Origin of the sequence: Streptomyces sp., assembly GCF_035563135.1 — a bacterium.
Classification (GTDB): domain Bacteria; phylum Actinomycetota; class Actinomycetes; order Streptomycetales; family Streptomycetaceae; genus Streptomyces.
This window is the reverse complement of sequence record NZ_DATMVN010000147.1, coordinates 1-5,081: the sequence shown is the minus strand read 5'-3', so window position 1 is coordinate 5,081 and position 5,081 is coordinate 1. Positions and strand designations below refer to the sequence as shown.

At 73.1% G+C, this 5,081-nt stretch carries 2 protein-coding genes and 2 pseudogenes; 1 reads left to right on the top strand and 3 read right to left on the bottom strand.

The annotated features are described in order from the left end of the window. The 3 genes and pseudogenes from VN520_RS06165 to VN520_RS06155 form a co-directional block, all read right to left on the bottom strand. Nucleotides 1-359, bottom strand: a pseudogene (locus VN520_RS06165) (peptidase M4); the annotation flags it as partial. A 369-nt stretch (nucleotides 360-728) separates the two neighbouring features. After that, on the bottom strand, nucleotides 729-2,600 hold the full coding sequence (locus VN520_RS06160; protein ID WP_325745821.1) for an ABC transporter ATP-binding protein: 1,872 nt from the start codon (nucleotides 2,598-2,600) through the stop codon (nucleotides 729-731). Continuing rightward, on the bottom strand, nucleotides 2,597-4,399 hold the full coding sequence (locus VN520_RS06155) for an ABC transporter ATP-binding protein (RefSeq protein ID WP_325745820.1): 1,803 nt from the start codon (nucleotides 4,397-4,399) through the stop codon (nucleotides 2,597-2,599). Before VN520_RS06155 ends, VN520_RS06160 begins: the two co-directional genes overlap by 4 nt. A 102-nt stretch (nucleotides 4,400-4,501) precedes the next feature. Here VN520_RS06155 and VN520_RS06150 point away from each other — a divergent pair. Beyond that, a pseudogene (locus VN520_RS06150) lies at nucleotides 4,502-4,882 on the top strand (LuxR C-terminal-related transcriptional regulator); the annotation flags it as partial. Nucleotides 4,883-5,081: the final 199 nt, after the last annotated feature.

Below are 5,081 nucleotides of genomic sequence, written 5' to 3'. Positions count from 1 at the left end.
AGGTCGCCGCCGAGGACGGGCAGGCCGTCGTAGGTGCGCTCGTAGCGGGTGTGGGTGGTGCCGTCGACATCCTTGACGACATCACGGACCACGAGCTTCTCCGTGGCGCCGAGCCCGAGTTCCTCGGCGGTGGCCGCCTTGGTGGAGTCGGCCTCCCGGAGGAGTTCGGCACGCTGGGCGGGGGAGAGCTTCGCGGGGAGCGCGCCGGGATCGGCGCCCTTCGCCGCGGCGGCGGGCGCCGCTGTCGCGCTTTCGGGGGCGGCCGTTGCGGCACCGCCCTGCATTCCGACGGCGAGGAGGGCGGCTGCGGCTATCAGAGCGCCGGTCGCGGTGGTGCGACGGCTGTGCGTGGGTCTCACGCGGACTCCTTCTGCGAGGGGGCGGCGGCCGGCTGGGTGGGCGGCCGGGCAGAGCAGGCGGTGCGTGGAACGGGGGAAGAGTGCCAGCCGGAACAGGGGCGTGTCAGGACCGCGTCAACACATTGGCCGGAAGTCGTCCGTTGCCAGAAATGCCGTGTTCGTTAACCGGACGTTTCGCCGTGTGTCATCCAGGTGGCCCGGCGGATGCGCCGTGGGGCCGTGAAGCCTTGCGCCGCAGGGTGAGTCGAGGTTCCGTTCGCATGTGCGTGGTGTGAACGGTGCCGTGCGCACCGGGCGGTGACCACCTGCTGAGACGGCGCGGAAGTGTGGCCAGTTCCGCGCCGTCCCGGCCCACGGCGCCGGGCGCCGTCAGGCCAGGCTCTCCCGCCACGCCCGGTGCAGGCCCGCGAACCTTCCCCTACCGCCGATGAGTTCGGCCGGGGCGCCGTCCTCCACGATCCGGCCGTGCTCCATCACCAGGACACGGTCCGCGATCTCCACCGTCGACAGACGGTGCGCGATCACGACCGCGGTGCGCCCGTGCAGCACGGTGCCCATCGCCCGCTGCACCGCCCGCTCGCCGGGGACGTCCAGCGAGCTCGTGGCCTCGTCGAGGATCAGCACGGCGGGGTCCGCGAGCAGGGCGCGGGCGAACGCCACGAGCTGTCGCTGGCCCGCCGAGATCCGCCCGCCCCGCTTACGCACATCCGTGTCGTACCCCTCGGGCAGGGCGCTGATGAAGTCGTGCGCCCCGATGGCCTTGGCCGCGTGCTCGATCTCCCCGGGCGTCGCCTCCGGGCGGCCGATCGCGATGTTCTCGGCGATCGTCCCGGAGAACAGGAACGCCTCCTGGGTCACCATCACCACGCCCCGCCGCAGCTCGGGTGTCGCCAGATCGCGCAGATCCGTGCCGTCCAGCAGGATCCGGCCCTCCGTCGGGTCGTAGAAGCGCGCCAGCAGCTTCGCCAGCGTCGACTTGCCCGCCCCCGTCGACCCGACCACGGCCACGGTCTGACCCGCCGGGATCGTCAGACCGAAGCGCGGCAGGACCTCACCCCCCGTGCGGTAGGCGAACCGCACCCCGTCGAACGTGACCTCGCGGCCCGGATGCTCACCGGCGGGGGCGGGCAGCGCCTTGGGCGCCACGGGCTCGGGCACCGCGGGCGTCTGCGCCAGCAGGCCCGCGATCTTCTCCAGCGAAGCGGCGGCCGACTGGTAGGAGTTGAGGAACATCGCGAGCCGGTCGATCGGGTCGTACAGCCGCCGCAGGTACAGCACCGCCGCGGCCAGCACGCCGAGCGCCAGCGTGCCCGACGCCACCCGGTGGGCACCCCACAGGACCATCGCGGCGACCGCCGTGTTGGCGACGAGCCGGGAGCCGACGACGTAACGGGCCATCTCCAGCAGCGCGTCGCCGTTCCTCCGCTCGTGCCGGCGGTTGAACACCGCGAAGGCCTCGTCGTTGGCGCGCTCCCTGCGGAAGGCCTGCACGGGACGGATGCCGTTCATCGTCTCGGCGAACTTCACGATGACCGCGGCGATCGCCGAGGAACGCGCCGAGTAGGCCTTGGCCGCCCGCCGCCGGTAGGACCGCACCAGCACGTAGAGGGGGGCGAAGGAGGCGACAGCGATGGCGCCGATGCCGAGGTCGAGCCAGAGCAGCATCAGGGAGATCGAGACGAACGACAGGACCACGCCGATGAGCTCCTGCAGACCCTCGCTCAGCAGCTCACGCAGGGACTCCACATCCGTGGTCGAGCGGGAGATCAGCCGGCCCGAGGTGTAGCGCTCGTGGAAGTCCACGCTCAGCGCCTGCGCGTGCCGGAAGATCCGGCCGCGCAGATCGAGCAGCACGTCCTGGTTGATCCGCGCGGCCGCCCGGATGAAGGCGTACTGGAGCAGCGCCGCACCGGCCGAGCACACCGCGTAGCCGATGCCCACGGCGGCCAGCGGGCCGTAGTCGTGGTCCCGGAACGCGGGGACACCGCTGTCGATGGCGTACGCGACCAGCAGCGGCCCCGCCTGCACGGCGGCCTGCTGGACGACCAGCAGGAGACAGACCACGGCCAGCCGGGCCCGCATCGGTGCGAGCAGGGAGAACAGCAGCGCCCGGGTGGCACCCCGAGGTGCGGGCAGGGCGTCCGCGTCGAACGCGTCCCCGCCCCCTCGCGCCCGGCCGGACGTCCCCCCGGGCAGGTCCTCGTCCGCGAGGGCGGGTCCGTCGGCAGTCGTACTGGTCATCGGGTGCTGCCCTCCTCGGGAACGGGAACACCGGCGTCCTGGGCACCGGACATCAGACGGGCGTACTCGGCGTTGCCGCGCAGGAGTTCCTGATGGGTCCCCACCGCGCTGATCCGGCCCCCGGACAGCAGGGCCACCCGGTCCGCCAGCATCACCGTGGACGGCCGGTGGGCGACGACCAGGGCCGTCGTTCCCTCCAGCACGTGCCGCAGCGCGGCCTCCACCAGCGCCTCCGTATGCACGTCCAGGGCGGAGAGCGGGTCGTCGAGCACCAGGAAGCGCGGCCCGCCCACGACGGCGCGGGCCAGCGCGAGGCGCTGCCGCTGGCCGCCGGAGAGACTCAGCCCCTGCTCGCCGACCTGGGTGCCGATGCCCTGCGGAAGCCCGTACACGAAGTCGGCCTGCGCGACGGACAGCGCCCGGCGGAGCTCCTCCTCGCTCGCCCCCTCCGCGCCCATCAGCACGTTCTCCCCGACGGTCGCCGAGAAGAGGGTGGGTTCCTCGAAGGCCACGGACACCAGCTCGCGCAGCCGGGGCCGCTCCATGGCGGCGATGTCCTCGCCGTCCAGCAGGATCCGGCCCCCGGTGGCCTCGTGCAGCCGGGGGACGAGAGCGGTCAGTGTCGTCTTCCCGGAACCCGTGGCGCCCACCAGGGCCATCGTCTCGCCGGGCCGGATCCGCAGGTCGATCCGGGACAGCACCGGCGGTGAGCCGGGGGCGGCGTCCGGGTAGCGGAACTCCACCCCTTCGAAGACGATGCCCAGGGCGTCCGTCCCGGCCGCCCGCCCCCGTGTCCCGGGCTCCGGCTCCTCCGCGACGTCCATGACCTCGAAGAAGCGGTCGGCGGCCGTCGCCGACTCCTGGCTCATCGCCAGCAGGAAACCGATCGACTCCACCGGCCAGCGCAGCGCCAGGGCCGTCGAGAGGAACGCGACGAGCGTGCCCGCCGACAGAGCGCCGTCCGCGACCTGGACCGTGCCGAGCACCAGCGCGGCACCGATCGCCAGCTCCGGGACGACGGTGATGACCGCCCAGATCCCCGCCAGCAGCCGGGCCTTGCCCAGCTCCGTGGTGCGCAGCCGCTGCGCGAGCGCGCCGAAGGCCAGCGCCTGGCTGCGGTTGCGGCCGAAGCCCTTGACGACACGGATGCCCAGCACGCTCTCCTCGACGACCGTCGTCAGATCCCCGACCTGGTCCTGGGCCTTGCGCGCCACCAGCGAGTACTTCGTCTCGAAGAGCGAGCACAGGATCATCAGAGGCACGGCGGGCGCGAGCAGCACCAGCCCCAGCGACCACTCCTGGAGGAACAGGATGACGAAACCGACCAGGATCGTCGTGCTGTTGACCAGCAGGAACGTCAGCGGGAAGGCCAGGAACATCCGCAGCAGCATCAGGTCGGTGGTCCCGCGCGAGAGCAGCTGGCCCGAGGGCCAGCGGTCGTGGAACGCCACCGGGAGCCGCTGCAGATGACGGTAGAGGTCGGCGCGCATCGACGCCTCCACGCCGGCCAGCGGCCGGGCCACGAGCCATCGCCGGAGCCCGAACAGCCCTGCCTCGGCGATGCCCAGCAGCAGCAGCCAGAGGGCCCCCAGCCACACCCCGCCCGGGTCGCGGTCCGCGACGGGGCCGTCCACCATCCACTTGAGGACCAGCGGGATCACCAGGGCGAGGCAGGACGCGAGGACCGCCACGAGGGCGGCGCCGATCCAGCGCGCACGCACCGGTCTGACATAGGGCCACAGGCGCAGGAGGGAGCGCACGGCGGACCGGTCCGTGGGCTCTGCAGGTTTTCCGGGCATCAGGAGCGAGCCTATGGTTCACGACTGACATCGCTCACGTGGTTTTCCGGTCACGCGCCGCGGGTCGCAGGGACACCCGGCAGCTGATCGAGGAGCTCCGGGACCACGTACGGCACCGGCGCGGGCCCCCTGCCCGCGATCGAGGCGGGCGCCGCCGGACATCTGCTCAAGGACGCGCCCCGGGACGAGCTGTCCACCGCCGTACGCGCCGCCGACGGCCGTACGGTGCTGTCACCGGCCGTCGCCTCACGGCTCGTCACCCGGGTGCGCACCCCGGCCGCGCCCGCTGCCGAGTCGCTCTCCGTCCGCGCGTGCGAGGTGCTGCGGCTCGTGGCCGAGGGCACTTCGAACCGGGAGATCGCCGCCGAGCTGTTCATCAGCGAGGCGACCGTGAAGACCCACCTCACCCATGTGTTCGCCGAGCTGGGCGCCAAGGACCGCGCGGCGGCCGTCGCCGTCGGCTACGAGCGCGGCATCCTCGGCCGAGCCCGCCCCTCGGACCGCCCCGCGCGCGGGGGCGGCGCCGGTCTCACTCCGCCACCCGCAGCAGCATCACCGACCTGCCCTCCACCGGGAGCACCGTGCCGCCCCGGTGGAGGGTGCCGGGGGCGGTGGACTGCTCCTCGCGCGAGGTGTCCAGCACCAGCTCGTAGGCCTGCGCCCAGGGAGGGCCCGGGAGCAG